Below are 26,452 nucleotides of genomic sequence, written 5' to 3'. Positions count from 1 at the left end.
GGAATAAGTCAACAGCTTTTGACAGCATCAAAATACGCGTTTCCAAATTTATCTTGTATCTCAATCTCAGGATAAATTCCGAAACGCGTATTTTCGTTGGGCGGATTGCCAGAAATATAATTCTCAGTATTGTTTATGACTTCGGTCATACCGCAAGCGAAATTCGTTGGGAGTAAGGCCTGTAGTTGCAGTAAATTGACGGGAAAAATGTCCAGGTTCAGCATAACCCAGCAAATCCGAAATCTGGCGCAGCGTAAGCGGACCGGATACAAGAAGCTCTTTCGCTCTTTCAATTTGCGATTCCTTTACAATTTGTTTGAAGGATTTCCCATAAAGCTGTTGGATGACACGATAGGTTTGTTTGACGCTCAAATGCAATTCTTCAGCCAGTTGCTCAATATTTAATGGTTGTTCGATGATTTTTTCAAAGAACAAATCAATAATTTGTGTACGGCTGTCATCTTTTGTTCTTAGCGGAAAGCGGGGCTGTTGCTGCAAAAAAGAAGTTTTGTACATTGCCCTCAACAGCTCTGCGAACAGCTGCATAAACAGTCCCTGCACCTTTACGTAGCTGCCGAATGAGTGTTCATGCAGTTCGTTGCTGATCAAGTCTTTCAGTCGAAAGATAGAAGTTGCCTGTTGAATCAGAACAACGGTTTGGACAGATGACAGCGCTTGCGAAAAATCATTGGCTTCAGCTTCCGGAAACAAGTCGTCCGAAGATTTGCGAATGGAATAAGTGAATTGCATGTAGCTCCTTGCCAAATCTTCGCATCCGTTGAATTTATGGTAGACATGTGGAGCAATTAATATGGCGTCTCCGGCTGCAATTGGCACCGTTTGACTTCCAATTGTGCATAATCCGCTGCCTCTTGTAATGAATTGCAATTCATAAGCCGGGTGGGTATGAGTGACGGTTGCAGAGAAATGCCGCACATCGGCAGAGAAGGCTTTGTCCAGCAAAATATCAAACAAAATAGGTCCAATGCCAACTTTAATGTTTATATTTTCCAAAGGAATCAGATCATTTGCTCTCATTGACTGCCTCCGATCATACCGTGATCTAGCCTTTATAATATCATATCGGCCAAGACTGCGTAAACGGGACAACATTTCGCATAAGATGTCCTTACCGTGCATTTTCATGTTAGAAAGATTGACTATACTTGGAGTTAAGCCTGTTGAATACATCTATTGTTCGGCAAGGCTGAAAGCTTAAATTGAGTAGATTGGGGGATACGGGATGAAGATGCGAATGAGATGGATGTGGCTGTTGATCATTGCAGTATTGGCGACAAGCGCTCCGCAAGCCGTTTTTGGGGATGGGGATGCCAGTAATAGCGGCGGGAATTTGGTAAAAAACGGCGGTTTTGAACAACAGCTTTCTTTTTGGAATATTCCGCAAGGTACGGCGTCAGTTGATTCTAACGTATTCAGAAGCGAGGGCAACAGCTTGTTCTATGAGAACAATGATGCCAATAACTATGAACTGTTTATGCAAGATATTCCGGCTAATCCTGGAGAAACGATTCAATTCAGCGTGTGGATCAAAGGGGAGGATATCGAGCAGCAGACTGGATTGCCACCCACTTCTGAAGATGGAGCTGCGGTATTTGTTCAAAGCTATGATGCAAATAACAAATACATCGATGGGGTGTTTCCCGCAGCTTTGCTTGGCACATTCGATTGGCAGGAAGTAAAGGGCAAGGCGATTATTCCTCCCAATGCCGCTCGTGTCGTCATAGGCCTCTATTTGCGGCCGCAAACGGTTGGCAAAGTGTGGTTTGACGATGTAATCGTGCAAAGGGAAATGCCGCAGCTGATGAAAACGTATTTGACTTATCCCAATTATCGTCAAATTGCGTTAAGCAGTAGTACCGAACCATGGAAAGTAGATTTAATTAACCGTCTGTCAGCTAATGAAACGGGTTTTTCTATTGGTCATGAAGTACGGGATGAGAACAATCAATCCGTATTTATGGAAACGCTTCCCGCAACGAACGGCAATTCAGAAATACAATTTCAACCTGCTGCTCCTTTGTCAGCAGGCAAGTATGTATGGCGAATTGAGCTGCTGGACAGCGAGCAGCAAATTAGACAAAGTGAGCAGTATGAAATTACAGTGCAGCAGCAAATGCCTCAAATTTATATTGATCGAGATGGTTTTACAGTAATTAATAATGAAAAGTTTTTTCCGCTGGGAACTTATCTGATTCGTGATTGGTCGCATAGCAATGAGAACCTGCAAAAAATAGCGGATGCCGGGTTTAACACATTGTTATCCTACACTTACGGCGAGGCAGCGGATGCCGTGCAGTTTTTGGATCGCGCCCACCAGTACGGCTTTAAGGTGATCTATAATCTGGTTGATATTTATTTGGGAGATGAAGCGAAAAACAGGAGTGATGGCCAAGATCCTTTCGAGGTTGCTGAGCAGTATATTACCGATTTGAAAGACCATCCGGCATTGCTCGCCTGGTATATAAACGATGAATTCGATTTAAGCTGGATGCCTGAATTTGAAAGAATGTATCAGCTTATTAAAGAGCTGGATCCCAACCATCCGGTCCTGCAAGTATCCAACACAATGGGCATATTGGAGGAGTACTACCCTGTAACGGATGTGCTGGCTACCGATCCTTATCCGGTAGGAGATCACAACGGCGAGGATACCGATCTGACGATGACGTCCACTTTTGCCAAACATACGGCTAATGTTACACGGGGCGCCAAAGGAATGTGGATGGTAGCGCAAATGCATGATCTGTCCGTTTATTACGATTGGCGTGCGCCCAATCAGCCTAATGCCGAAGAAATGCTCAATCAAGCCTATCAGGATCTGATTCATGGCTCAAAAGGTTTAATCTTCTATTCCTTCTTTGATTTGTGGTTCCCGGACAGGAACCGACTGCCGGATGAAGATACATTTTTGCAAAATTGGCCGTATGTCCTGCAAATGATGGAGCAGCTTGAACCGGTCATTCCTGTTATTATGACTAATCAACCCGTTGATTTGAACGTGCTGGATACAGATCCGGCAGTGGAAATTGCCGCTTTCGAGCATAGTCAGCAATTGCATCTGATCATGGCTAATCCTTATTACGAGGCAAAATCTGTGACGGTTGCCATGCCGCAAGGATGGAAGGTGCAAAATCAGACACAAGGCAGCATTGCCAGTGTTGTTCAATCAAATGCCATTACTTTTCAGTTGCCTGCAATAGGCAGCGGCGTCTTTGTTCTTGAAAAGGATTTGCCAAATAATCCGGGCTCTTCGCATAATCCTGTTTATACGTTATCTAATAATACTAATTTAAAATCGCTTGAACTATGGGCTGGCGGCGAATCTATCGTCATCAATCCTACCTTCGATCCAAAAGAAACTGCTTATCAAGCAGATACAAATGCGTCTAGGATTGTAGTAAAGGCGAGCAGTGAACATGCTGCGGCGCAGGTGACTTATCAGGATCGATTATTAGGGAGCGAAGAGGAAATTGAATTGACGGAAGGAGTGAATCTATTGACTTTTACCGTTCATGCGGAGGACAAAAGCCGAAAAACGTATACACTTACTGTTCATAAAACAGAGAATGCCGGGGGCAGTACAAACGAGGAAGAGACCCCGTTTGATGATATTCGGGGACATTGGGCGGAAAGCTTTATCAAGCGAGCAGCAGCGGCAAAGCTTATCCTCGGTAATAAAGAGAGAGCCTTCAAGCCTGATCATGCAATAACTCGCTCCGAGTTTACCGTAATGCTGATTAATGCCTTACAGCTGGAGGAAAAAGAGGGGGTGCTTGTATTTACGGACAGCGGACAAATGGATAGTTTGGCAAAGAAAGCCGTAGCACAAGCGGTGCAGTTAGGTATCGTAAACGGTTATAAGGACGGAAGCTTCCGGCCGGATCGTCCGATCACCAGAGCGGAGATGGCCGTTATGATGGCAAGAAGCTTTCATATCCAGCAAACGGCCACAAAAGCAGCAAAATTTGCTGACGAGGACAGCTTTCCAAGCTGGGCGAAGGATGCGATAGAAGCCGGCAGAAGTGTTGGCATTTGGCATGGACGGAGCAATAACAGATTTATGCCGGATGCTCAAGCAACCCGCGCTGAAACGGTAGTGCTGCTGTTAAGAGTGCTTGATTTGCAAAAGTAGTCGGACATATGGTCTAAGGGGGGATTATCGAGACAAAATCCGATCAATCCACCCCCCTTAAAATAAAGAAAAAGGAGACGTTTAAATGATTAAAAGGGGTAAGTTGAAGCATGTGGGCACCATTGCTGCTGTTATTTTAGTTTTATCATCCTTATTGTCTGCGTGCGGCAGTAAAAACAATGAGAACGGCGGGGAAGCTGAGGGAGATAAGCCGCCGCGCATTGATTTCTTGCTCTCGCATATTATGTCGCCTTATGCCATGCAGTATAAGGATGATAGCGACATCTATAGAGAGGAACTGTCAAAGTTGTCCGGTTATGATCTGCATTATGAATTTTTAGGTCATGGCAATGATTACACGCAGCAGCTGACGGTTCGTTTCGCTTCGAGTGATTTGCCTGATGTGATCAGGACAGACAGCATTATTTCGACTATGCATCCGGGAGCGGTTGAAAAAGATATCTTTACGGATCTGACCCCGCTATTGGAGCAATACGGCCAGAACATATTGAAAAATGTGCCGCAAAGCGCCTGGGAAAGTTCGAAGGTATCGAAAGATGGAAAAATATACGGTATTCCCTATCTGTCCGCTGTACCTGCTTATCGCGTCGTATATATCCGACAGGACTGGCTGGATAAGTTAAATCTGCCGCAGCCCAAAACACTGGATGAATATTTGGAATTTTTTGAAGCAGTTAAAAACAATGATATGAATGGTAATGGCGACCCTAGTGACGAATATGGTTTTTACGTCAGAGAAAATCTTGATTACGGCAGTGATCTGTTTTTTAAAGAATTTGGCGTTCATCCGGATGAATGGATATATCGCGACGGTCAGTTTGTTCCAGGGTTAATTCAACCGGAGATGAAGGAGAGTCTGGCATTTTGGAAAATGCTATACGACAAAGGCTATATCAATCCAAATTTGTTCACCAACAAAGGGTCGGATTGGCGGGCGGGAATCAAGCAAGGCAAAGCTGCCATGTGGACACACGACGTTCCGGAATATAATACCGAATGGCATTCGGATCTGTTTGTAAACGAGAAAGATGTGAAAATAGCAATGCTGCCAGGGCCTGTTGGTCCAAAAGGGCAGGGGCTTACGCCGCAGCACGAGCAGATCGGTTATGTATATGTGATTCCGTCCTCCAATAAAAACCCGGAGAATGTGATTAAATATTTGGATTGGGCATGGTCGTCGGAAGAAGCAGAGAAATTTTTTGCCTATGGTATTGAGGGACACAATTACTCGATAGAAGAAGGCAAGGTGAAATTTGATCCTACCCGTTATGCAAATGCAGAGATTGATGAATCTGAGATGTTCCGCACGGTGATTAATCCGCGGAGGGATGGAAGGCTGGAGCCGCTGGTGCTTGATGTAGATCCGAATGCGGAGTTGTTGAAACAAGGTCTTGAAGCGGCCAATCAATCGATATATCAGAACGAAGCGATGCATATGCCCGTACTTGAAGCGATGAAAGCTCGTCCTGAACTGGGACGGGGAGCGGGGACATTATTTCTGGATATGTTCGCCAAAGTGGTAACGGGCAAGGAAGAGATAGATAGCAGCTTCGATAAATTTGTGGCGGAGTGGAAGAAGCATGGCGGCGATGAAGCGATACAAGAAGCGACAGAATGGTACAAGAAGTCGAAGGGTATGCAATGATAGGAGGATTTCATGTTTAGAAAAGTCCGTCAGAAAGACGCCGTCATCCTGTTTTTAATTGCATTGCCGGGGATTTTGCATTTTTTGGTGTTCAATTATATACCTCTTGGCGGGAACATAATTGCTTTTCAAAAATACAGCATCTTTGACGGGATCGTCAAAAGTCCGTGGGTAGGTCTGGACAATTTCAAAATGATGTTCTCTATTCGAGAATTTTATCAAATTTTAGAAAACACACTTATCCTTAGTTTTTTATCTATTGTATTTGGCTTTCCTGCTCCGCTAGTGCTGGCGCTGTTATTGAATGAAATGCGCAGAATGTGGCTTAAGCGCTCCGTTCAGACATTATTATATTTGCCCCATTTCCTTTCATGGGTTATCGTAGGCGGCATTTTTATTAATTTATTGTCGCTAGACGGGTTTTTGAATACCATTTTGAGCAGTATCGGGGCAGCGCCCAAGGATTTCATTACGAATCCAGATACGTTTCGCGGCATGCTGGTATCGGTTGGAATTTGGAAGGAAGCAGGCTGGGGAATGATTATTTATTTGGCAGCGCTTGCCGGCATAAACCCGAGTCTGTATGAAGCGGCGATGGTAGATGGAGCTGGACGTTGGCGGCAGATGTGGTCCATTACGCTGCCCTCGCTAATGCCTGCCATTATTGTTTTGTTCCTGCTCCGCATTGGCAGTGTGCTGGATACGAATGTAGAGCAGGTGTTGATTTTTATTAATCCGCTCGTACGTCCCGTAGGGGAAGTAATTGACACCTATGTGTATCGCATCGGTCTGCTGGGCGCTCAGTTCAGTCTTACTACAGCGATCGGGATATTCAAGTCGGTTATCGGACTGCTATTTATAGTAGGGGTAAACTACCTTAGCAAAAAATCGACAGGTGAAAGTATCTATTAGCCTGTTGGTCTCAAGGAGGAGATTTTCATGCCGACTTATCGGTCCGATCGCTTGTTTCACTCTATTAATGACGTGTTATTAGTGATCCTTAGTCTGTCTATGCTGGCTCCGCTTATTCATTTGTTTGCGGTCTCTCTCAGTTCTCCCAAATATGTCGGAGCCAAGCTGGTTTATTTTTGGCCGAAAGAATTCAATATCGAAGTATACAAAACAATCTTCAATACGGATTCAATGTGGAGAGCGATGGGGGTTAGTGTTTATATTACCGTTGTTGGCACTTTAATTGCTCTCTTATTTACATCGACAATAGCCTATGCTCTTTCCCGGCCGCAAATGCCGTTTCGCGGTCTTGTATTGAAAGGGATTATTGTAACGTTTGTATTCTCTTTGCCGCTTATTCCAAGTTATTTATTAGTCAAATCTCTGTATATGGAAAATACATTATGGGCGCTTATGCTGCCTGGCGCATTGTCCGCCTTCAATGTCATCATTATGAAAACATTCTTTCAGGGTCTCTCTGGAGAAATTTTGGAAGCGGGAAAAATTGATGGCTGCGGGGAGTTTGGAAACTATTGGAGAATTGCGATTCCGATGTCCACTCCCGTAATTGCTACCATTGCATTATTTCATGCCGTGGGGCAATGGAATGCCTATTTTTCAGCGTTAATCTATATTCGAACCAAAACGTTGCTTCCCATTCAAGTATTGCTGCGAAACTTGGTAATAGAAGACAATTTGCAGACCATAACAACACCGGGAACAATGGATATCGTAAGACCAGCTACGCCCGAGATGATGAAAGCGGGAATTATTTTGTTCGCCACGTTTCCGATATTGATTGTCTACCCGTTTTTGCAAAAGTACTTTGTCAAAGGTGCAATGCTTGGTTCGTTGAAGGAATGAAGAGAGACAATGTTTTTAGAGAGGAGCAGAAACCATTTATGATTATCGATTCACATAATCACCCGTATTATCAGATGATGAATCTGGAGAAGACGCTGGAAAATATGAAACGATTCAATATAGACCGAACATGGCTGCTTTCATTGGAGACGCCTGAGCATGAAGCATGGCCTGTTTATCACCCGAAGACGTTTGGAACGGAGGATGCAGCCATACCTTTTGCCCATTGTTTGGAGTATGTCAGAAATGCCCCTGATAAATTTGTATTAGGATACGCGCCTGACCCGCGTCAGCCCCATGTTATTCAAAAGATGGAGGCGGCTATTGAGCTGTACGGTGTTCGGGTGTGCGGTGAAATTATGCTCCGGATGACATATGATCATCCGGATGCGATAAGTTTGTTTCGTTATTGCGGCGAGAAGGAACTGCCAGTTATCGTTGAAGTTAATTATGGCGTGGAGGAGGAAGGACCTTTCGCACAGCCAGGTTATTGGTATGGCGGAGGAATTGAGGCTTTTGAGCGGCTTGTCAGAGCTTGTCCCGATACAGTGTTTCTTGGCCATGGTCCTGGTTTTTGGGCACATATTTCCGGTGATGATCTCTATCAAACTATGAGTTACCCTCAAGGTGAAATAGTTTCCGGTGGCAAAGTGATTGAAATGATGCGCACATACGATAATTTGTACTGCGATTTATCGGCTTATTCCGGTTATAACGCCTTGACCAGAACACCTTCCTTTGGAAAAGAATTTTTGCTGGAATTTCAAGACCGTGTCCTTTATGGACGCGATTGCTGGGATAATAATTTGCAATTGTTTTTGAACGGAGCCGGATTTACTGAAGAAGTACTTTATAAAATATATGCAGGTAATTCGTTGAAGCTTGTTCCTTGAAATAGTATGGCTAAAAGATAACTCACTAGATAAAAATGGAGGCGGAGAAAATGCTGGCTTTGCTAGGTGGTACAAAAACGATTAAAGAAGAGCATGTGGAAATGTTCAAGTGGCCAATTATAACAGAGGAGGATGAGACTGCTGCTTTGGCGGTCATTCGCAGCGGAGCGATGTCTGGAACCGACATTACGAAGCAATTCGAGAAGGAGTTTGCCCAGTGGCTCGACATGCAGTATGCTCTTGGTTTTAATAACGGCACAAGCTCCTTATTGGCTGCCATGTATGGCTGTAAAGTGGGAGTGGGCGATGAGATTATTTGTCCGAGCGTCACATACTGGGCTTCGGCATTGCCGGCTTATTCCTTAGGGGCGACGGTTGTATTCGCCGAAATTGATCCAACTACGTTATGCCTTGACCCGAATGATATTGAGCACCGTATTACAGAGCGCACCAAAGCTATTGTTGTTGTGCATTATTTGGGTCATCCGGCTGATATGGACGCGATTATGGCCATTGCCCAAAAACATAATATTAAAGTGATAGAGGATGTCTCTCATGCAATGGGTGGCTATTATAAGGGCCAAAGAGTGGGGACGATCGGTGATGTTGGAGCAATGTCGCTTATGTCGGGCAAATCATTAGCGATTGGGGAAGCTGGTATTTTTGTAACAAATGACAGGGAAATTTATGAACGTGCTATCGCATTTGGCCATTATGAGCGATTTAACGATGATATCCAGACGGAAGAGTTAAAGCCGTATGCCGGCCTGCCATTTGGCGGTTACAAATTCCGCATGCATCAAGTCAGTTCTGCGATCGGCAGGGTTCAATTGAAATATTATGATGAAAGAATTGCAGAGATTGACAAAGCGATGAACTATTTCTGGGATTGCTTGGAGGGAGTTCCGGGGATCAAGGCGCATCGGCCTGCCAAAGACTCGGATAGCACGATGGGAGGCTGGTATGCGGTTCGCGGCCATTATATCCCTGAAGAGCTGGACGGACTATCCGTCACTCGGTTCTGTGAAGCAGTCCGGGCGGAAGGAGTCCCTATTGATGCAGGCTGCAATCTGCCTCTTCATCTGCACCCGTTGCAGCATGTGGTCGATGTATATGGCCACGGCAGACCGACGGTGATAGCGAATGCCGGGCGTGATATTCGCCAACCAGCAGGCAGCTTGCCTATATCTGAAAATATTGCGTCGCGCGTCTACACCGTTCCGTGGTTTAAACAGTATAAGCCAGATATTATTGATCAATATGTGGAGGCTTTCCGCAAAGTTATTGCAAACTACAAAGAATTGCTGGACGGCGACACAGGTAATCCGAAGCGGATTGGCAGTTGGAACTTTTTTAAACAAAAGTAACGACGTGAAATAAACAAACACAGCGCAGTGGATGGTCCATGGCGCTGTGTTGTTGTTTATACGGAACCACGCAATCGCTTGTTCTGGACGATGAACGAGATCCTCCTTGGTTAAATTTTATTAGTAGACAGCCTCTAGGTTTGGCCCATTTTTGTATCGTAATAAATAAGCAGATGCATTACAATATAAATCGATAGGAACTCAACACTAGAAGCTTGATTTTCTTATTAACGGGTACGTAAAGAAAAGTGGGGGCATAAGGGAAATTGTAACATGCTGAGACCTTTTATAGCCTAATCCTGCAAAAGTACATCATTTTTTGGGGATTTCGTACAGTTTGAAGGGGAATCCTGCAAATATACAGGATTTTCAAACTTTTCGGCTTAAAAAAGGGACTACTGATCATAAATCCTGCATAATCGCAGGATTTTTCAAAAATAGCAATAAAATTGGGGAAAATAATGTATTTTTACATCATTTTTAGGTTTTGGCAATGAAATAGTCAGCCGCGTAAGGCAGACTTGTCTATTTCGATCTGCAAAAGTTGAGTTAAGAATGTTGATTAGCGGTAAGTAACCTGAAGTAATAGAAAAGAGATCGTAGAGCAAGATTAGTATTTTCGAATGATTGGATTGACGAGAAAAATGAAACCAAATACCCCAAGGCAAAAAAGAATGAACAGGCAAGGGAGGGTACAATCGGCTAGAACTTGGATTAATTCATATACGGGAAAAAATATTGTAAGAGGTTATAGTAAAAGATATGGCGTTGATCTGCTGTGTGCTGTGAAGGAACTGGAGATATTAGGCGTCAAAACGGAGAAAAAATATATCGAGCAATTAAAAAATCAACAGAAAGCACATATAAAAATGAAGGAAAAACGCAAAAGAAAAGAGGATCTGGATTACGATCTTCCTTTTGAGCAGGACAACCGTTATTACTTCATTGCTGGGTACACTCCTAACGGATTTGCTTGTGGCATTACCTGGGAAGAATATGAGAAAATAAAGGAAGAGGAATATTAATACGAATAAAAGGAGTCGTCATGAAAGATTCAATGAAGATGTCAGTACCCGAAATTAAGAAAGCATTGAAGAGCTACGATCCTGAAACTTTAATTTCGATTATCCTGGATTGTTACAAAACGAGCAAAGAAACCAAAAATTATATACATGTTTTATTAAAGCCTGAAGAAGCTATTGCGGCGTTATATGATGAGTCGAAGCAAATAATTGAAGAAGAGTTTTTCCCGCAGCGAGGATATGCGAAATTGCGATTAGCACGTGCCAAGAAAGCAATATCAGATTTTAAAAAATTAAGTAATGATGAAATTTTAACCATTGATTTAATGATATGTTATGTTGAGCAGGGCGTTGATTTCACTAATGCGTATGGAGACATATCTGAGCCATTTTATAATAGTATGGTTTCAATGTATGCGAATGTCTTGAGGATGATTAACGGGAACGAATTGTTATTTTTAAAATTAAAGAAAAGACTTGAACGTATTGTGACCAAAACTTCCGGAATCGGATGGGGATTTCATGATGATCTTGCTTATCTATATACTGAATTGGAAGCAGAATTTCAGCACCAATAAAAACGTTATTAAATTTAATGTAGAACGTGAAAGAAGAGTTGCAACGTATCTATGGGATACGTTGCAGGAATAAAAGCTCCATGATATGATTAGGATAGAAATAAGGAGCCGGAATGCCATCCGACTCCCAGCACAACATTTTGGGTGGGAAACCTCCAGAATGTATCTAGAGCAAAATAACCCGTTCCCTTGGCGACAACCTGGGCGGGTTATTTTCGTGTTTTCAGATAAGTAAGGAGCGCGATTAGAAACAAACCGAACACCATTAAATCCTGAAATGAAAATAACATAAGCACCACCTCCGCTCTGGAGGCAATACTTTTCCACCCAAGTCTGTTGTACATCTGCATTATATCAAAACTGTAAATAGATTCATAGGCGCAGGCGAGTCTAACCTAGCTAATCTCTTATTTTTTTAACGACAAGCGGTTCGCCCTTAGTTAAGATGAACCGTTTCTTTCTGCTGTTCAATATAATAAAATAAGCAAGTTTGGGACTGGAGAAACGGCCCTCCACCCAAACTTGATCGCAGTGCTCATTCCTAGCAGCCGAAACTTCTACAGTAGCGCTTTTACATTCTCCAGCGACATTTTCACACTTTCATATCCATCGATTTTGATTCTGTCCTGCTCTACGACGACCCATTCATAACCTGAAGCTTGGGCTTTTGCCAGAATGCCTTTCAGGTCGAGGACGCCTGTTCCAAGCTCGGTCATTTCTTTGTCCTCTTTATTGACCATGTCTTTCAAGTGGACGGTTTTGCAGCGCGAGCCGAATTGCTCCATGATCTGAACAGGTTCACGGCCCGCATGCGTCGTCCAGAACATGTCGAGTTCAAAGTTGAACTCCTCTTCTGTTGTTGCTTCCTTCAGCATCTCCAATATTGGTCTATCGCCAAACTCATTGTTGAATTCGTGATAATGATTATGATAAAGAAGTTCCATACCGGCCGCCTTGATTTGAGGTCCGATTCGTTTCACGAGGGCAAGCAAGGCTTGAACGTCTTCCATCGATTCCATCTTATAGTAAGGGATTACGATATATGAGGTGCCGATAACTTGATTGTATGCAATGACTTCATCCGGGTTATCCAGCAATTCCTCAATCCGCGTATGGCTGCCCATCGCCGTCAAATTGTTTTTCTCGAGCATACCCTTCATTTCTTCTGCTGGAATATTTTCAAAGCCCGCAAATTCCACTCCGTCATAGCCAGCCTCGCTTACCTTCTTTAGCTTCAATGCGAAATCTTCCTTGTCATAATCACGCAGTGTATACAGCTGCAGCGCAACTTTTAGATTTGTCATGCTTAGTTCGCCTCATTCCTGTTAATAGTAAAATTTGTAGCCCTATCATAGCACCGCAGGCTCTTCTATGGTGTCTTCAGTCATAATAAGTCATTTTTCTGATTATTTAAGACATTATTTTTACAGATATGCATGCCTCTATTTGCTAAGATAGATCTAGTTCAAAATGGGAGGCTACAATAAATTATGAAACGATTGTTGGCAAGTATGCTGCTTATGGTTATGGTGCTTTCTTTGATTACTGCTTGTGGAAGCGCAAACAAAAATAATTCTGGCAGCGAAGACAATAATAAAGAAGCGGCTGCTGGCGATTTGAGAGAAAAAGATCTTGTCAAGCTGAACATTGTAATGATGAGCACGAATAAGGATGACAAGGACGAGGTTATTGAAGCTATAAATAAAATTACTAGAGAAAAATTGAATATTGAAGTTGATATTACGTTTATCGCTTACGGCAACTACGTGCAGCAAACTACGATGATGCTTTCATCAGGAAAAGGCGTTGATATATTACCTGTTTACATGACGCCGCTGGCTACTGTTGCGAACAATGGACAGATAATTCCGCTTACGAAATTACTCGATAAGTATGGTCAAGATTTAGTGAAGGCAATCGGGCCTGATTATCTTGAGAGCGGCCGTGTTGGCGATGATATTTATGGTATTACAACAGGACGCGACCTGGCTAAAGCTTACGGCTTTCAAATGAGAAAAGATCTGGCGGACAAATACGACATTGACTATGCAAACATTAAAACGTTGGATCAGCTGGAAGAAGCGCTGATGACGATTCATAAAAATGAGCCGAACATTATCCCTGTCGTTCCGCCTAACGGCGAGCTTGTTCGCAACTGGGGCTGGGATACGCTTGGCGACGATATGACAAACCTTGGCGTACTAATGAACTTCGGTAAAGAGCTGGAGGTTGTTAACCTGTATGAAACAGATTTCTATAAAGACTTTGTTACCCGCATGAACAGATGGTATAAAAATGGTCTGATTATGAAGGATGCCATTAACAATACAGAAATTACCGGTACGTTATTGAAAGCAGGCACTGCATTCGGCGGCTTCGCCAACTTGAAGCCTGGCTTTGATGTTCAGGAATCAAGAAACTACGGTTTAGATATCGTAGTATCAGAAATCGTCCCAGCTTACTCGACTACATCCGATGTGCAAATGACGACTTGGGCGATCAGCAACGGTTCCAAAAAACCTGAAGCGGCAATGAAGCTTCTTAATTTGATGTATACCGATCCGGAAATTGTTAATTTGATGATCTATGGTATTGAAGGCAAGCACTACGTTAAAGTAGGCGATGCATCTAACGGACAAGCCATTATCGACTATCCGGAAGGATTGGATGGTTCCAATACCGGTTACAGGCCAAATGGCGGCTGGATGTGGCCTAACCAGACGATCGGTCACGTTTGGAACGGAAACCCTGCGGATTACTGGGAAGCTCAAACGAAATTCAACGATACAGCTGTCCGTTCTTCGGCCTATGGCTTCACCTTTGATTCAAGTCCTGTTCGGAATCAGATGACAGCTTGCACCAACGTCGTTGCGAAGTACCATGATGCCTTGATGACAGGCATGCTTAACCCGGAAGAAACGCTTCCGATCTTCCAGAAAGAGCTGAAAGCTGCTGGCATTGATGACATTATCAAGGAAAAGCAAGCTCAACTCGACAAGTGGGCGGCAAGCAAGAAGTAATTTGATATTACAGTTCATATAACGGAGCTAAGAAACAGCGAAAAGAAAGAGTAGGAAATGGATGAGCGACAGCAGCAGAAAGTTCCACTCTTTCTTGAAGCTGTCGCTTATGCTTTATTGATTTTTCAATAAAAGGAGGGCGACAATGATGACTGCTCTTAAAGCTAAAAGAGCTGGACGAAAACACAATTACAAACGTTTCCTTCCTTTATATGTCATGATGATCCCAGGTTTGCTATACTTGCTCATCAATAACTACATACCTATGTCTGGTATGATTATTGCTTTTAAGCATATTAACTGGAACAAAGGAATTTTTGACAGTCCATTTGCGGGGTTTAGCAATTTTGAATATCTTTTCAAAACGAAAGAAGCGTGGATTATTACCCGCAATACGCTCGGATATAATATTGTATTCATTATTTTAGGGACGGTATTTGCAATAGCCATCGCTATTTTATTGAATGAAATCCGGTCAAAGTTTTGGAAGAAGAGCTATCAAACGATTATCCTGCTTCCTTATTTGATTTCTATGGTTGTGGTGAGCTATCTCGTATTCGCAATGTTCAGCGCAGAGTCCGGGTTCATGAATCACAGCATATTGGAGCAGCTTGGACTTGAAGATGTGTCGTGGTATACGGAACCGAAATATTGGCCGTATATTTTAACGGTTGTGCATCTTTGGAAGACGATCGGGTACAGCTGTATCATCTACTATGCGACAGTGGTTGGCATCGACCGCGGCTATTATGAAGCTGCTGTAATCGATGGAGCAAATCGTTGGAAGCAAATGGTTAATATTACGCTGCCAGCTTTGAAGCCGACGATGATTACACTCGTGCTGCTGCAAATCGGTACGATCTTCTATTCCGACTTCGGCTTATTCTATCAGGTGCCGATGGATTCCGGTCCGTTATATGATGTGACGAATACGATCGATACGTATGTTTATCGCGGATTAATTAAGCTGAACGACGTAGGCATGTCTTCGGCGGCAGGCGTGTATCAGTCTCTGGTTGGCTTTACGCTCGTCTATATCGCTAACCGGATCGTTACCAAATACAGCAAAGAGAATGCTCTATTCTAAAGTAAAGGAGAATCGGCAATGGTTCAGAACGATAGAATGTTTCAATTGTTTGCGAATGCCATCATGTTTTTGTTGATGATATTTTGCTTGTTTCCGTTCTTGCTTCTGGTCGTGTCTTCCTTTACAGAGGAGGGCACGCTCATTCGCAACGGCTACTCGCTATTCCCTGATAAGCTCAGCTTAGAAAGCTACACTTATATGTTTCAAAGACTGTCTACGATTGCGCGAGCTTACAGTATTACAATTATTGTAACGGTTGTAGGTACGGTTACCAGCTTGCTGCTTACTGTATTGCTCTCGTATCCTCTTTCGAGGAGGGACTTGCCGCATCGCGGAAAATTCGCTTTTTTCGTCTTTTTCACCATGCTGTTCAATGGCGGGCTTGTACCTACCTATATTATGTATACCCGTTACCTCAACCTCGACAATACGATTTGGGCTTTGATTGTTCCGGCGCTGCTCGTTAACGCCTTCTATGTCATTATGATGCGTACGTATTTCGCGACCAATATACCGGAAGAAGTTATTGAGGCGGGCAGAGTGGACGGAGCGGGAGAATACCGTATTTTGTTCGGTATCGTAATGCCGATGTCGCTGCCGATGGTTGCTACACTATCGCTGCTGATCGGACTTAACTATTGGAATGATTGGAGAAACGGCCTATACTACCTGACCGACCCGAGCTTGTTCAGTATACAAAATATGTTGAATACGATGCTGCAGGATGTCAGATTTCTTGCAAGCGGCGGGGCAGGAAGCAATGCTAGCGAAATTGCCGCCAATATGCCGAGCGTAGGCATTAAAATGGCAATTGCTGTAGTTGGCGCTGTGCCGATTATGGTCATTTATCCGTTTTTCCAGAAATATTTCGTCAAAGGCATTACGGTAGGGGCAGTCAAAGGATAGCTAGCCAACCATATAAATGATAGGACAAGAAATGCAGCGTGGAAGAGAATTCCTTGCAGGCATCTTGTCCGTTTTTTAAATATAAGAGTGTATAAGTTTTGCACACTTTACTGTTGGGAAAGGCTGATTCCAGTAAGTGGCAACGATAGCGTTAGCTCTTTCTTCTTGATAAATGTATAAAGCTTCTTTTAAAATATAGGGACTCAACGAAACCGACGATCCATTGCTGGAGCCGAGCTGACTTTCTTCGTCGCAGAGTATACTAAGCAATGATGAATTTCTAAGGGTTGCCACAAACGCTATTCGTGCAAAAATAACGGTTTAAATTTTCTAACGGTTGCTGTTGCGCTTAATTACCCAAAAAGCACTGATTTTGCTCGAGAAAGGGTACAATAGCGCTCGTGGCAACCGTTAAAAGCTCAAATGAGCTAAAATAATCGAAATAGCCTCTATGGCAACCGTTAGGCAATTATGGCAGTTGATTATAGGGTGAAGAATAGGGATAAAACATGATAAAAAAGTATAGCACTTCATTTAAAATGAATGTATTACGTTCATTATTGCTTATTACGTTTCCGCTTATTGGGATGCTTCTAGTTTACAACTTCTATTCTTATCACGAGTTCAATGATAAGTTCATCGAATCCAATCAGCAATCCCTTTCACTTTATGCTCAAAATATGCATAATGACCTAAATGCATTAGATACATTTTTGTTCAATGTTACCGTTAACGATTATAATTTCCGCACTCTAAACAGCTCCGTTAATTCGTTGCAGGCTCATATTGCGTCCCATGAAATCATGATTCAGTTCAAAACAGCACTTAATTCTTATCAAAACGTGGATGCTTTTTTTATTTACAGCACCGTTAACGATGTTTATCGCGATATATTTGCGAGCGGATACAGCTATGAAACGAAAGAAAACATTCGGCAGAAATTACGCGATTTGACATACACTTACGATAATTACTATCAAACGGGTTGGATTTCCCTGGAAGTGAATGAGAAATACTATCTTTTCCGGCTGCTGGGAAAGGATGGCACTTATGCTGCAGTTATGGTCGATTTTGATCATATTCAAATGAATGAGCTTGTGCAGAAGGGCACGGAAGTGATTTATGCCGACAAGGCAGGCATTCCGCTCACGAATAAAGCATTTGTTGCAAAGCAGAAGCTTAGCTTGCCTAGCCAAGTTCAAGACCGTTACGCGATTGAAAAAAATGATAAATATATCGCCGTCGGAGCTCCGATTCAGAATAGCGATCTGCAATTAATATTTACCGTTCCGAAGCCGAGTGTATTCAAGGGGAGCTTTGCAGTTTTGTTTTCTTTATCGCTGTTTACAGTAGCGCTCGTTCTGATTAGTCTGTTTTTCTTAAATCGCTCGCTGCTTTCACCATGGCAGCGCCTCGTCAACAATATAGGCAAAGGATCTGGACAGGAGCAAAAAGAAGAATACCGCATTGAAGAATTCAAGCAGGTTGACGCTGCTTTTACGCAAATGTCGAACGAAATCAATCAATTGAAAATCGTTGCCTATGAGCATGAAATTGAACGGCAGAAGGCTGAGCTGCAGCATTTGCATTTGCAAATTCGCCCGCATTTTTTTCTCAACTGCTTAAAGAGTTTGTACGGTATGGCGGAGCAGCAGAGCTATAAGCGCATTCAACATATGATTTTGGCGATATCCAATCATTTGCGCTATAATTTCAAGGATAATTTGCAGCTAGTCTCGCTTCAGCAAGAGGTTGAGCATGTACAAAACTATATTCACATACAGCACATAGCGCATCACATTCCGCCTGTATGCGAAATTAGCATAGATAACGCGCTTAAGGGTTTCACGATACCGCCTTTATCTATCCAGGCTTTCGTAGAGAACTGTGTCAAGTATGCAACGAAGCCGAATGAACAGCTTCATATTCGAATTAAAGCCATTTTGCTGGAAAGTGATGATGGCGACTATGCGGATATAACGATTCAGGATAATGGGGAAGGGTTCGAGCCGACCATTCTGAATGAGCTTAATTGCGGTGACAATACGATCTATACCGATATTCATATCGGCATCAGCAATGTGCGGCATCGCTTGTCCATGCTGTATGGCGAAAGAGCAATGCTTGCCTTTTTCAATACACAAGAGGGAGCTGTTGCTGAAATTATACTTCCGATCAATTCCAGAATAAAAGGAGGGGAGGAGAACAATGAACGTTCTGGTCGTGGATGATCAATATGATGTTGTACAGGGAGTTATAGCCGGAGTAGACTGGCAGGCGCTTCAGATTAGTCAGGCGTATGCTGCTTATGGCGCAGATGAAGCAAGAACAGTGCTGCGAACGCACGAAATCCATATTATGCTGTGCGATATTGAAATGCCCTTGGAAAACGGCCTGGAACTGTTCAAGTGGGTGAAGCTTTATTACCCTGCTATTGCGTGTATTTTCCTATCCTCCTATTCGGAATTCGAATATGCGCAAGAAGCGATCCAGCTTGGATGCTTTGACTATATCCTTCAGCCCGCCAGATATGAAGATATTCAGGCCTCGGTTGAGCGGGCCATCCATAAAATTCATACGGATGCCGAAATGCAGCAGATTTATGAGTACGGTGCTTATTGGCGGCAAAATGAAGAAGTTTTGCTCGAAAACTGCGTACGCAGCTTTATGCTAGATTCAGGAGAGCACCATCAGCAGTTGCTTAGAGACTTGAATAATTTAAACATTTGTATCTCAGAGGATACGCGGTTATGTTGCATTTTGATCCAGCTTACCAATCCTAACAAGGAGCCTGCCAAACAAGAGCTGAGAACTATATTATCCAAGGTTATGGAGCCGCACAAGCTTGCGTTTTTATTCGTACAGCTGGATCGCGGCAATTATATGGCTCTTGTTTATACAGAAGGAATATTCGAGGTTCATTTCGAGAGCTTGATGATGCAGTTTATTGCAGACGCTCAGAAGGAGCTTGGCTGTTCGACGGCTTGCTATATATCGGATACAGGGCATCCCGAAAAATTGAAGAAGCATTATAAAACTTTAAGCCATATGCGCCAGCATAACGTTGCTTTGTATAGCAAGGTTTTTACAATGCAGCATATGAACGATATGAAGGAAAGCTCTTACTCTAACCCGGATATGCAAAACTGGTCTATACTCATTGCACATGGCAGCAGCAAGACTGTACGCGACCAGATTCATAGCTATCTGCTTCAACGAAAGCAGCTTGGCATTATCTCAGCTGAATTTTTGGCAAGATTCCATCAGGACTTTATTCAGATTTTCCTTACTGCAGCCAAGCAAATGAAGCTGGATATAAGTGAAATCTTTTTTGAAAAATACCCTTATACCGATTATATTGAGGCCTACACATCACTGGATCAGATGATTGACTTGGTCGACTTCGTGCTTGATTATGTCGATGAGCATGCAGCAGAAGACCGCCAGGCGCAATTACCGATTGAACGGGCGATTGCATACATTAACCAAAATATAGAGAAAAACTTCAGCCGCGCGGAAATTGCCGAGGCCATTTATTTGAATCCGGAATATTTGTCCCGACTGTTCAAAAGGGTGAAGGGCATATCCTTGAATGATTTTATCTCAACTCAAAAAATGGAAATTGCCAAATCGCTGTTAACGAATACGAATATTCCTGTTCATCTCATCGCCTCTAAGGTAGGATACTCCAATTTCTCCTACTTCTCGCAGGTATTCAAAAAGTACTGTGGACTGACTCCGCTGGAGTATCGAAGCAAAGTCATTGCGGATCCAGCGGAGTGATGGGGAGGATCGAACTGATGATTAATATAGTGGGCGCAGCCAAAAAAACCGGCCATTTTTGAAGATGTCCGGTTTTTTTGGCTTGTTCGGCTGCGCCTAGCGCTCGTGTCCGTACGGCAGCTCCACTACGAAGACGCTGCCTTGGCCGGGTTCGCTTTCGGCTTCCAGTGTGCCGCCATGCGCGAGTACGAGCTCCTTAGTAATCGCCAGCCCCAGTCCAGTGCCGCCGCCTTCGCGCGATCGGGCCTCGTCTGTCCGATAGAATCGATCGAAGATTCTCGCCAGCTGTTCGGGCGTCATGCCGACTCCCGAATCGGATATTGTAATCCTCAGCTTCGTATTTTCTCCGGCCGGCGAAGGCAATTCACGAATGGTCACCTTCACGGAACCCAGCGGCGGCGTATAACGGATGGCGTTGACGAGCAAGTTGAGCAGCACTTGGGTCAACCGGTTCGGGTCGACGGCGATCGGCTTCCCGTCCGCTTCAATCTCGAGCGACAGGGCAATGTTCTTCTCCGCGGCGTCCGGCTCGACATGGTCCATGACCCGGCGAACCAGATGGGTCATGCTTATCGGCTTCTTCTCCAGCTGCAGCTTGCCAGATTCCGCCAGGGAAAGCAGCTGCAAGTCGTCCACGAGCCGGGAGAGCCGGATCAGCTCGTCTTGCAGCGGCAGCAAGCTCTCCGGCGGGATGGATGCGCCCGCCTGCTGCAGCCCGTCCAGCTTTCCGCGAACGATCGTGAGCGGCGTTCTTAGCTCATGGGCTACGTCGGCTACGAGATGGCGCCGCGTTTCTTCAGTTTTGCGCAATTGGTCGGACATTGCGTTGAACGCAAGCGCCACCTTGCCGTACTCGTCTTTTGACAGAACGGGCGCCTGTACGCCCAGCTCTCCACGCCCCAATCTGTCAATGGCCGGAATCAGCCTGCGAAGGGGGGCTGTGATTCGCTTTGCGATCCAGTAAGCCGCGAGGAGCGAGATCAGCACAAACAAAACTGCAAAGAACGACAAGAGAAGCGCGACCGAAGTCGGGATGCCGATCCTTAATTTAGACATGTCGGCGATTTCGGCGTCATAATAAACCAATCTTCCAATTTTCCGTCCTTCCCAATAGAGATTGCGTTTCAGGCCCAGATTTTTAACCATGCGGGAAACAGTCGGCCCTTCGGCGTACACCTGCTCGCGATCATTGGACAATACGATCAAGCTCGCATCCGAATAATTCCTCCACTTTGCACCGTCCAGAACGATTCCCTGAAACCCTTCCCAGGAACCATTTTGGCCATAGGCCTGGACAACTTGTTCGGATATTGCGTCGAGTGCTTCTCTCCGGTTTTTCTCCGCCATCGTTTCAAACGATTGTTGTATGATCAACTGCGTCAATAAAACGAAGATGACGGCAAGCGACACGACGAACGAGGCGATCGCAACGAAAATCTTGCGGCTGACCGTCATTTGCTGTTACCGAACCGGTAGCCGAATCCGTAGACGGTCTGGATATAGATCGGATTAGCGGGATCGTCCTCGATTTTTTTGCGGATGCGGCTGATATGAGCATCGACTGTTCGTTCGTCGTTCAGGATATCATCTTCGAGCGCCGCCTGCAGAAGCTGAAGCCTGCTGTAGACGATAGACGGCTTTGCAGCCAGCGTGAGCATGAGTTTAAATTCCGTTGGGGTTAAGGGAACCTCTTCTCCACGCTTCCATACCCGGTATTGCGACTCCGAGATAGACAGCTCGCCGCGCTCGATCGTTTGAGTGGCGCTGTCGATTCCATCGATACGCCTTAGTACAGAACGAATCCGCGCCGCCAGCTCACGAAGCGAGAAGGGCTTCGTCAAATAATCGTCGGCTCCGACCTCCAGCCCGATGATCTTGTCGCTTTCCTCCGTCCGCGCGGTGACCATGATAATGCCCATTCCACCCAGCTTGCGAAGCTCCCGGCACACCTCGATTCCGTTCATGCCCGGCAGCATCCAATCGAGCACGACAAGCGAAGGTTTGGTCTCCTTAGCCTTCAGCAGAGCATCACGACCTGACATCGCTGTTTCGATGCAGTAGCCTTCCTGCCGTAAGAAAGACGCCATGAAGTGGATCACACCAGCTTCATCGTCGACTAACAGTAACGTATGCGACATGTTTTGCACCTTCTTTCTCACGAATTATTTTCTATAGTATAACGGCTAATCCGGCCCAAGGGGAAAATTTCACGGAAACCGTAACGCTTTGTCAAGAGTTCGCAACATTTTGTTGATAAGATGACGGCAAAGCCATCAATAACAGGAAGAGAATGGGGGATACCTTAATGAAAAATAAAGGTGCAATACTGCTTGGAGCGGTCGTCGGCGGAATCGTTGGAGGCTTCGTGCTCTCCGGGTTGATCGGGATCGCGGGTATGCTGCTGCTCGATCGGCCAGTCGGGATCAAATACCTTCCAATCATTCTGCCGATCATATGTGTGCTCGTCGCCCTGCTGTTTGTAAACATATGGACCCCGCGCAAATAACGGCCGAATTCAAAATCACTTATTTTGGAGGGACTTTATTATGGAAAATAGTAAACTGAGCGGGCGCGTAAGAACGTCGAGACTCACATTCATCATTCTCGCATGGGGATTGGTCGCCTGTATCGTAGCGCAAACCTTGCTTGCAGGCATGGCTCTGTTCAACGATCCGAAGCATTGGAGCCATCACGTCATCTTTGTGCACATCTTTGAATTTATTCCGCTTCTTATGATCATCTTCGCATTTGCCGGCCGGCTTCCAAAAGGAACAGCATGGCTGTGCCTCGCGCTGTTTGCGCTCATCTATGTCCAGTATTTTACGGCTAATTTGCCGGCTGCGGGCGCACTTCATCCTGTGATGGCGTTAGCACTTATCATTTTGTCCTTGCATGTCGCCAAGCGTGCGCATGTATCGTACGGAAAGTTATAAAAATTCACCGAATTAACATTGCAAACGCCGACTCTGCGGAGCCGGCGTTTGGCATCAAGTTGGCACTAGGTCACGATGACGATATATGTACCCAAAAATACATGTGCTTTTTGAAAATATAGGTAAGTATAAGTTTCCACCTGACGCGGAACCGTTTATCCTTGTCGAGCAGGAAAATACAGGAACAAAGTTGAAAAGAAAGTATATCTGATAAATGGGAGGTTATGAAATGGCATTCCCGACACATATCGTATCTGCAGGCGGAATTGTAGAGGATGGGAAAGGAAATATCCTTTTGGTAAAAGCTCATAACGATGGCTGGGTATATCCTGGCGGAATTACTGAAGTTGGGGAAAATCTGATCGATGGTGTGATTCGAGAGATTAAAGAGGAAAGTGGAATAGATGCGACCGTAAGCCATTTGATTAACATAGTTTCTAGTACAGTGGTACATAAGTGGTATGACGGCGTAACTGATGTGCCGACCCTCACTTTGTATACTCTGTTTCTCTCACTAATGATAATGAAAGCTCAGGATTTTTTGTAAGAAATGAAGGTATCAGTTTTCCTTATAACCAACAATGGGCAGATGACGAATTGCCATGCTTGATGCTTTCATTCCCCAAAGGTTTTCAGATTGATATAGAGGATGAAAAAGGAAAGTATTATATTTATGAGGATATACGGGAGCATCGGCCGTTAACCTATGCGTTTTTTAATGAAGTAGCGAACGATATCAAAAAAATGACGAAGCTGCTTCGCTTTTCAGTACCTGTAGCAGATGCTTTGCAAGAGCAAAAACCATCCGTTCGCATAAGCAAAGATACGCTAAATGACATGTGCAATTCTTGGATTTTTAAGAAATATAAGCTTGTTATAAATAACAAATAGGATCTTTTATAGTAAGTTTGCGTTGTTTATTCTGAGTCAGGGGAGATGCGATATGCAGAACGTTTATAGTAGGGATACAATCGAAGATCTAGTCGCCTATCTGCTGAACAAACCGGATACAGATAAGTTTCGACAGACCTTGTTGACGGAATTTGACCGTTTGTTTACCTATTCCAATAGTGCGGAATGGAACCAATTGGTGCGAATTTGCGAAGCACTGCGTATTGTAGGTTGGGGAGAGCGGGAACCGGTAGAAGCCATTTGTGAAAAATGGATCAGTGGCTCCTATTATTCACAGCTGCGGACGAAGACCTTTGCAGCGGTACCGGCGAGTGAACGCCGATGGGCAAGACAAGGCGACACCTTTGTTCTTGATGATGGAAGCGATCGGCACGACTATGGTATTGCGGCACTGGCCTCACAGCGCAATCCGCTGCCTAAAAACCCGGTTCGTTTTATCCGTTCGGGTAATTACCAGTTATCCGTACAACCTTTTGTCGATTGTTTACAGGTATTGCGTACGCGTTTAGACCAGCATATGCGCCAGGAGGAGTATGGGGATGATTTTGGCTACCTGGGCATCCATTGCAACTTTAGCCACCATGATGATCCGTCACCGTCCATGCGCTATGAGTACTTTCACGCCGAAGAGGATGTGCCGGAAGATTTGACAACCGGCTATTATATTCGTCCTCGGCTTCATTTTGGAAGGCTTGACCTCAAGAAGGGCCAGTTGAAGCTTGAAGTAACCCGCCATTATACACGAGCGGAAGGTGAATTGCCGCTTAATGAGCAAAAGGAGCTGTTCGCACAGGACCATCTTGAAATGGCAGGTGTATTGGCTCAAAAACTGAAGAAGAAAAAAGTGCAGTATCGCATCGAGCTGCTGGAAGCGGATTTGCTTGATTTGTTGACGCAATGGCAAAGAGAGGACTGACCTAAACACACTAGGAGGCTGTCGATCATTGTAAGCAACCTATGGTAAGCAAAAGAAACGGGTAACGGAGAGCAAGATTGGGACTGGAGAAGCGGCAGCGTCCGCCTTTGTATGCCAATTTTAACCATTATATGTTTGATAAGTGCCAAAAAATTGGCATACAACAGCGGTCGGAAGCCCAAACTTGGTCGCAGTGCCACCTTTTTCTAAAGCTTGTTGCATCATCCACATTGAATCGACAATCTCGCATGTTTCGTTAAATGGCAGCACAGCATGACACAGAAAAAATGTGACCGCAAATCGTTTTTAGCTTGGACATGGAAGTCGTCCTGTCGTATTCTAATAATTAGCACCAATAAAAACGTTACCCATAGGAGAGGAAAGCTTTTTATGAATGCTATTGAAAAAAGAATTCAAGATTTATATCAATTGCGCCCCGATCTTACAGCGCAGCCGGATATCGATCAGTTTTGGGAGCGCGCTCTGGAAGAAGCGGGCCAGCATCCGCTGCCGATTAGCAGTGAACGGGTGGAAGTGCCGTTTGATGGAGTGACCGCACATCGGATTGCTTATCGCGGTTTTGATTCTACACCGATTTACGGCTGGTATTTGATACCTGAATTTAAAAAACAGGACAAGTATCCGGCTGTCGTCATTTACCATGGCTACCATGGCGATAAGCTGATGCCGGAGCAATATTCATCATGGCTGCTGCTTGGCGTTGCTGTTTTGGCAGTAGATGTCCGCGGCCAGAATGGAGATACCGGCAACGAGCTGCCACAGGTCGGCGGCAAGGTCGGCGGCTGGATGACTCAGAATATTATGGATAAAGACAATTGCTACTATAAAGCAATTGCAATCGATGCTGTGCGTGCGGTAGACTGGCTGACGGAGCAGCCGCAAATCGATACTTCCAATATAGGAGTTGTCGGAGGCAGTCAAGGCGGAGGCTTGTCACTCTTAACAGCTATTTTGAATAAAAAGGTAGCCTATTCCGTGGCCGATATTCCGAATCTGTGCCATATGGATTATGGCGTGCTGCATTCTACCGGCTCGTTGACGGAGGTAGCAGCCTATATCAAGCGAAATCCTGATAGACTCGACAGTGTGCTGAAAACACTGAGTTATTTTGATCTGATGAACCTGGCTGACCGCTTGACCGTTCCGGTTATGGTTTCTGTCGGTCTCAAGGATACCGTTTGTATGCCGGAGACGATATTCGCAGCCTATAATCGAATAGAAGCGCCGAAGGAAATACATATTTACCCGTTCAATGGACATGAGCTTACGGTGCAGCATACACGCAAAGTGCTTCAATTTGTAAAAAATAAAACAGCTAATTCCTAGCTAGAGCACATAAAGAAACTCCGCCTTCCTTATTAATAGGGAGACGGAGTTTTT

At 44.4% G+C, this 26,452-nt stretch carries 23 protein-coding genes; 19 read left to right on the top strand and 4 right to left on the bottom strand.

Translation table 11 applies throughout. The annotated features are described in order from the left end of the window. Positions 1-123 precede the first annotated feature (123 nt). Positions 124-1,038: an AraC family transcriptional regulator gene (locus V1L65_RS21145; RefSeq protein ID WP_331701241.1), complete on the bottom strand. Its 915-nt coding sequence runs from the start codon at positions 1,036-1,038 to the stop codon at positions 124-126. A 205-nt stretch (positions 1,039-1,243) separates the two neighbouring features. Between V1L65_RS21145 and V1L65_RS21140 the strand changes: the two genes are divergently transcribed. The 8 genes from V1L65_RS21140 to V1L65_RS21105 all read left to right on the top strand — a co-directional run bounded on the left by V1L65_RS21140 (position 1,244) and on the right by V1L65_RS21105 (position 11,494). After that, a complete protein-coding gene (locus V1L65_RS21140) occupies positions 1,244-4,153 on the top strand; it encodes an S-layer homology domain-containing protein (protein ID WP_331701240.1) in 2,910 nt (969 codons plus the stop codon). Between the two features lie 85 nt (positions 4,154-4,238). Further along, on the top strand, positions 4,239-5,819 hold the full coding sequence (locus V1L65_RS21135) for an extracellular solute-binding protein (RefSeq protein ID WP_331701239.1): 1,581 nt from the start codon (positions 4,239-4,241) through the stop codon (positions 5,817-5,819). 12 nt (positions 5,820-5,831) lie between these two features. Then, positions 5,832-6,731 (top strand): ABC transporter permease, encoded by a 900-nt coding sequence (locus tag V1L65_RS21130; protein ID WP_331701238.1) that lies wholly within the window; start codon positions 5,832-5,834, stop codon positions 6,729-6,731. Between the two features lie 27 nt (positions 6,732-6,758). Beyond that, the gene (locus V1L65_RS21125; protein WP_331701237.1) at positions 6,759-7,634 is read left to right on the top strand and encodes a carbohydrate ABC transporter permease; all 876 of its coding nucleotides are present in this window, start codon (positions 6,759-6,761) and stop codon (positions 7,632-7,634) included. Continuing rightward, positions 7,631-8,527, top strand: coding sequence for an amidohydrolase family protein (locus tag V1L65_RS21120; RefSeq protein WP_331701236.1), 897 nt, complete (start codon positions 7,631-7,633; stop codon positions 8,525-8,527). Before V1L65_RS21125 ends, V1L65_RS21120 begins: the two co-directional genes overlap by 4 nt. A gap of 50 nt (positions 8,528-8,577) precedes the next feature. After that, positions 8,578-9,894: a DegT/DnrJ/EryC1/StrS family aminotransferase gene (locus tag V1L65_RS21115; protein ID WP_331701235.1), complete on the top strand. Its 1,317-nt coding sequence runs from the start codon at positions 8,578-8,580 to the stop codon at positions 9,892-9,894. Positions 9,895-10,517: 623 nt separating this feature from the next. After that, the gene (locus tag V1L65_RS21110; protein WP_331701234.1) at positions 10,518-10,919 is read left to right on the top strand and encodes a hypothetical protein; all 402 of its coding nucleotides are present in this window, start codon (positions 10,518-10,520) and stop codon (positions 10,917-10,919) included. A gap of 20 nt (positions 10,920-10,939) precedes the next feature. Further along, positions 10,940-11,494 carry a DUF6155 family protein gene (locus V1L65_RS21105; protein ID WP_331701233.1) on the top strand — a complete coding sequence of 185 codons (555 nt, stop codon included), beginning with the start codon at positions 10,940-10,942 and terminating at the stop codon, positions 11,492-11,494. Between the two features lie 557 nt (positions 11,495-12,051). Here the strand turns inward: V1L65_RS21105 and V1L65_RS21100 are convergent. Continuing rightward, complete coding sequence (locus V1L65_RS21100) at positions 12,052-12,798, bottom strand: sugar phosphate isomerase/epimerase family protein (RefSeq protein ID WP_331701232.1); 747 nt, start codon at positions 12,796-12,798, stop codon at positions 12,052-12,054. A gap of 186 nt (positions 12,799-12,984) precedes the next feature. Between V1L65_RS21100 and V1L65_RS21095 the strand changes: the two genes are divergently transcribed. The 5 genes from V1L65_RS21095 (at position 12,985) to V1L65_RS21075 (ending at position 20,290) form a co-directional block, all read left to right on the top strand. Continuing rightward, positions 12,985-14,514 carry an ABC transporter substrate-binding protein gene (locus V1L65_RS21095; protein ID WP_331701231.1) on the top strand — a complete coding sequence of 510 codons (1,530 nt, stop codon included), beginning with the start codon at positions 12,985-12,987 and terminating at the stop codon, positions 14,512-14,514. Between the two features lie 145 nt (positions 14,515-14,659). Further along, the gene (locus V1L65_RS21090; protein ID WP_432503762.1) at positions 14,660-15,601 is read left to right on the top strand and encodes an ABC transporter permease; all 942 of its coding nucleotides are present in this window, start codon (positions 14,660-14,662) and stop codon (positions 15,599-15,601) included. 18 nt (positions 15,602-15,619) lie between these two features. Then, the gene (locus tag V1L65_RS21085; protein WP_331701230.1) at positions 15,620-16,507 is read left to right on the top strand and encodes a carbohydrate ABC transporter permease; all 888 of its coding nucleotides are present in this window, start codon (positions 15,620-15,622) and stop codon (positions 16,505-16,507) included. 539 nt (positions 16,508-17,046) lie between these two features. Beyond that, the gene (locus tag V1L65_RS21080; protein ID WP_331701229.1) at positions 17,047-18,738 is read left to right on the top strand and encodes a sensor histidine kinase; all 1,692 of its coding nucleotides are present in this window, start codon (positions 17,047-17,049) and stop codon (positions 18,736-18,738) included. Further along, positions 18,716-20,290 (top strand): helix-turn-helix domain-containing protein, encoded by a 1,575-nt coding sequence (locus V1L65_RS21075; protein WP_331701228.1) that lies wholly within the window; start codon positions 18,716-18,718, stop codon positions 20,288-20,290. Before V1L65_RS21080 ends, V1L65_RS21075 begins: the two co-directional genes overlap by 23 nt. A gap of 96 nt (positions 20,291-20,386) precedes the next feature. Here V1L65_RS21075 and V1L65_RS21070 read toward each other — a convergent pair whose 3' ends face one another. Together V1L65_RS21070 and V1L65_RS21065 are read right to left on the bottom strand one after the other, a co-directional pair. Beyond that, positions 20,387-21,745: a sensor histidine kinase gene (locus tag V1L65_RS21070; protein ID WP_331701227.1), complete on the bottom strand. Its 1,359-nt coding sequence runs from the start codon at positions 21,743-21,745 to the stop codon at positions 20,387-20,389. Next, positions 21,742-22,428 carry a response regulator transcription factor gene (locus V1L65_RS21065; protein ID WP_331701226.1) on the bottom strand — a complete coding sequence of 229 codons (687 nt, stop codon included), beginning with the start codon at positions 22,426-22,428 and terminating at the stop codon, positions 21,742-21,744. Before V1L65_RS21065 ends, V1L65_RS21070 begins: the two co-directional genes overlap by 4 nt. A gap of 167 nt (positions 22,429-22,595) precedes the next feature. Between V1L65_RS21065 and V1L65_RS21060 the strand changes: the two genes are divergently transcribed. The 6 genes from V1L65_RS21060 to V1L65_RS21035 all read left to right on the top strand — a co-directional run bounded on the left by V1L65_RS21060 (position 22,596) and on the right by V1L65_RS21035 (position 26,398). Continuing rightward, complete coding sequence (locus tag V1L65_RS21060) at positions 22,596-22,796, top strand: DUF5957 family protein (protein WP_331701225.1); 201 nt, start codon at positions 22,596-22,598, stop codon at positions 22,794-22,796. Between the two features lie 40 nt (positions 22,797-22,836). After that, positions 22,837-23,223, top strand: a complete 387-nt coding sequence (locus V1L65_RS21055; RefSeq protein ID WP_331701224.1) for a DUF6220 domain-containing protein — start codon at positions 22,837-22,839, stop codon at positions 23,221-23,223. Between the two features lie 229 nt (positions 23,224-23,452). Then, positions 23,453-23,770: an NUDIX hydrolase gene (locus V1L65_RS21050; RefSeq protein ID WP_331701223.1), complete on the top strand. Its 318-nt coding sequence runs from the start codon at positions 23,453-23,455 to the stop codon at positions 23,768-23,770. A gap of 62 nt (positions 23,771-23,832) precedes the next feature. Continuing rightward, positions 23,833-24,114, top strand: a complete 282-nt coding sequence (locus V1L65_RS21045; protein ID WP_331701222.1) for a hypothetical protein — start codon at positions 23,833-23,835, stop codon at positions 24,112-24,114. A gap of 52 nt (positions 24,115-24,166) precedes the next feature. Then, positions 24,167-25,051, top strand: coding sequence for a hypothetical protein (locus V1L65_RS21040; RefSeq protein ID WP_331701221.1), 885 nt, complete (start codon positions 24,167-24,169; stop codon positions 25,049-25,051). 390 nt (positions 25,052-25,441) lie between these two features. After that, entirely contained in the window at positions 25,442-26,398 is a 957-nt protein-coding gene (locus tag V1L65_RS21035) for an acetylxylan esterase (protein WP_331701220.1), read from the top strand. Positions 26,399-26,452: the final 54 nt, after the last annotated feature.

Source organism: Paenibacillus sp. IITD108 (assembly GCF_036541265.1).
Lineage (GTDB): Bacteria > Bacillota > Bacilli > Paenibacillales > Paenibacillaceae > Pristimantibacillus.
This window is presented reverse-complemented; position numbering and strand designations above follow the sequence as displayed.